Origin of the sequence: Geminicoccus flavidas (assembly GCF_009806515.1) — a bacterium.
GTDB lineage: Bacteria > Pseudomonadota > Alphaproteobacteria > Geminicoccales > Geminicoccaceae > Geminicoccus > Geminicoccus flavidus.
In genome coordinates this window covers 1-2,292 of the sequence record NZ_WUJP01000802.1, presented here as the reverse complement: position 1 = coordinate 2,292, position 2,292 = coordinate 1, and the positions used below count along the sequence as shown (strand labels likewise).

The window sequence follows — 2,292 nt, the reverse complement described above, 5'->3', positions numbered from 1 at the left end:
GCGAGGCGGCGCTGGCTGCGGGCTTGATCGACCGGATCGCGCACGAGGACGAGGTGCTGTACGGGCTCTACGGGGGCTCCGTCTCGGGCACCGTGTCCGGCCCGGCGCGCTGGCGCCGGGTGGCGGTCGAGGATTACGGGGCGCGCAGCCGGCCCGACGGCGAGTTTCTGCAGGTGGCGGTGATCCATGCAGTGGGGCCGATCCTGCGCGGTAGCGGCGGGCTGCAGGGCCAGACCGCCTCGGCCGACGACGTGGCGGGTGCCCTTGCCGCCGCGCGGGAGGACGACGACATCCGGGCGGTCCTGTTCCGGATCGCCTCGCCCGGCGGCTCCGCGGTGGCCTCGGCCACGATCGGGCGCGAGATCGATCGGCTGAAGCAGGTGGGCAAGCCGGTGGTGGTCAGCATGGGCGACGTGGCCGGCTCGGGCGGCTACTGGATCGCCGCGGATGCCGATCTGATCCTGGCTGGCCCCGCGACGCTTACCGGCTCGATCGGCGTGCTCGCCGGCAAGCCGGTCCTCCAGGACCTGTGGGAGTGGCTGGAGGTCAACTGGCTCACCACCAGCCGCGGTGAGAATGCCGAGCTTTGGACGCTGAACCGCCCCTACACGCCGGCGGAGCAGGCCAAGGTCGACGGGATGGTCGACACGATCTACCGGGCGTTCAAGCAACGGGTCGCGGCCGGGCGCGGCCTGTCCGCCGAGGCGGTCGAGGAGGTCGCACGCGGCCGGGTCTGGACCGGCGAGCAGGCTTTGCCGATCGGCCTGGTCGACCGGCTGGGCGGCCTCGCCGACGCGATCGCAGCGATCAAGGAACGCCTGGGCCTCCAGCCGGACCAGGAGGTGAGCCTGGTGACCCTGCCCGATCCGCGGGCCGACCTGTTCCGGCTGCTGAGCAGGCTGGGCCGCGGCCTGACGGTGGCCGATACGCTGGTGGGCGGCAGTCTCGGCGTGCTGTCCGGTGGGCCGGCCGTCATGGCGCTGCCGTCGCCTGCGGTGGAGTGACGGGGAGCCGTTCATGAAAACCGCGCGCAGTTTTGCCCACACAGGCTTGATCGACGCTGCCGAACGGGGCAAACGGCCCTGCGTGAGCATGAACGAGCCCAGCGATCCCGCCGCCGTGGCACCGCCCCCGCCGGCCGAGCCGGAGCAGGCGAGAGCCTTGCCGTCCGGGCCGGCACTGGATGGCGGCCCCGACCGGCGCCGCCGCCTGATCGCGCGCGCCTCCACGGTAAGCGTCCTGGCCGCAGTGGCACTGGCAGCGCTCAAGCTGCTGGCGGTGATCGCCACCGGCTCCACCGCCCTGATGAGCTCCGCCGTCGACAGCTTCGCCGATCTGGCCGCGTCCGGCATGATCTGGCTGACCTTTCGCGCCGCGCGCGCGCCTGCCGAGCCGCGCCGCCACATGGGACCGGGTCGCACGGAAGCGGTGTCGGCCCTGACCCAGGCGGCGTTCGTGGCAGGTGCCGGCCTGTTCGCGCTGAGCATCTCGATCCGGCAGTTCGTCTATCCCGCCCCGATTCAGCATGGCTGGTGGGGCCTCGCGGTGATGCTGGTATCGATCGTCGTCACGCTGGTGCTGGTTGGCTACCAGCGCCGCGTGGTGCGGCTCACCGCCTCGTCCGCGATTGCGGCGGACCGCGCCCATTACGAGGGCGACCTGCTCACCCAGATCGCGGTGGTGCTGTCGCTGCTGGGTGCCGGCCTGTACGGGCTGGAGCGGCTCGACCCTTTGGTGGGCGCCGGCGTGGCGCTCTACCTCCTGGTGATGGCGGTGCGGATCGGGCGGGACGCGGTGGCGACCCTCCTGGAGCGGGCGCTGCCGCGTGACCTGCGCCGGCAGGTCGAGACCCTGGCCGCCGCCCAGCCGGGTGTGCTGGCGGTCAACCAGCTCCATGGCTACGAGACCGGCGACCGCTGCTGCATTGATCTGGAGGTCGAGGTCGCGGCCGACATGCCGGTGGCCAGTGCCCGGCGAGTAGCCGATGCTATCGAGGCGGAACTCGAGGAGCGGCTGGCCGGTGCCGAGGTGACCGTGCATCCGGTGCCGGCGGGCGAGCCTCCGATCGATTGACGGGCCGGCCGGGAGCGCCCGGTGCGATTGACGGGCGGACGCGCCCGGTATGGAGGCCAGATGCGCATCACCCGCCTGAAGGTCACCCCGGTCAACATCCCCCTGGAAGCGCCCCTGTTGTGGAGCGGCGGGCTCTATCCCGGCACCTCCAAGCTGATCATCGAGATCTTCACCGACCAGGGGCTGGTGGGCCTGGGCGAGGCGCCGTCGGTCGACGTG

2 protein-coding genes are annotated in these 2,292 nt (G+C 72.3%); both read left to right on the top strand.

Going from position 1 to position 2,292, the window contains the following annotated elements; genetic code table 11:
- Positions 1-1,004 (top strand): signal peptide peptidase SppA (gene sppA / locus EQG76_RS23085; RefSeq protein ID WP_235031522.1); only part of this gene is annotated, 1,004 nt, incomplete at its 5' end.
- 88 nt (positions 1,005-1,092) lie between these two features.
- Positions 1,093-2,073, top strand: coding sequence for a cation diffusion facilitator family transporter (locus EQG76_RS23080; protein WP_235031523.1), 981 nt, complete (start codon positions 1,093-1,095; stop codon positions 2,071-2,073).
- Positions 2,074-2,292 lie beyond the last annotated feature (219 nt).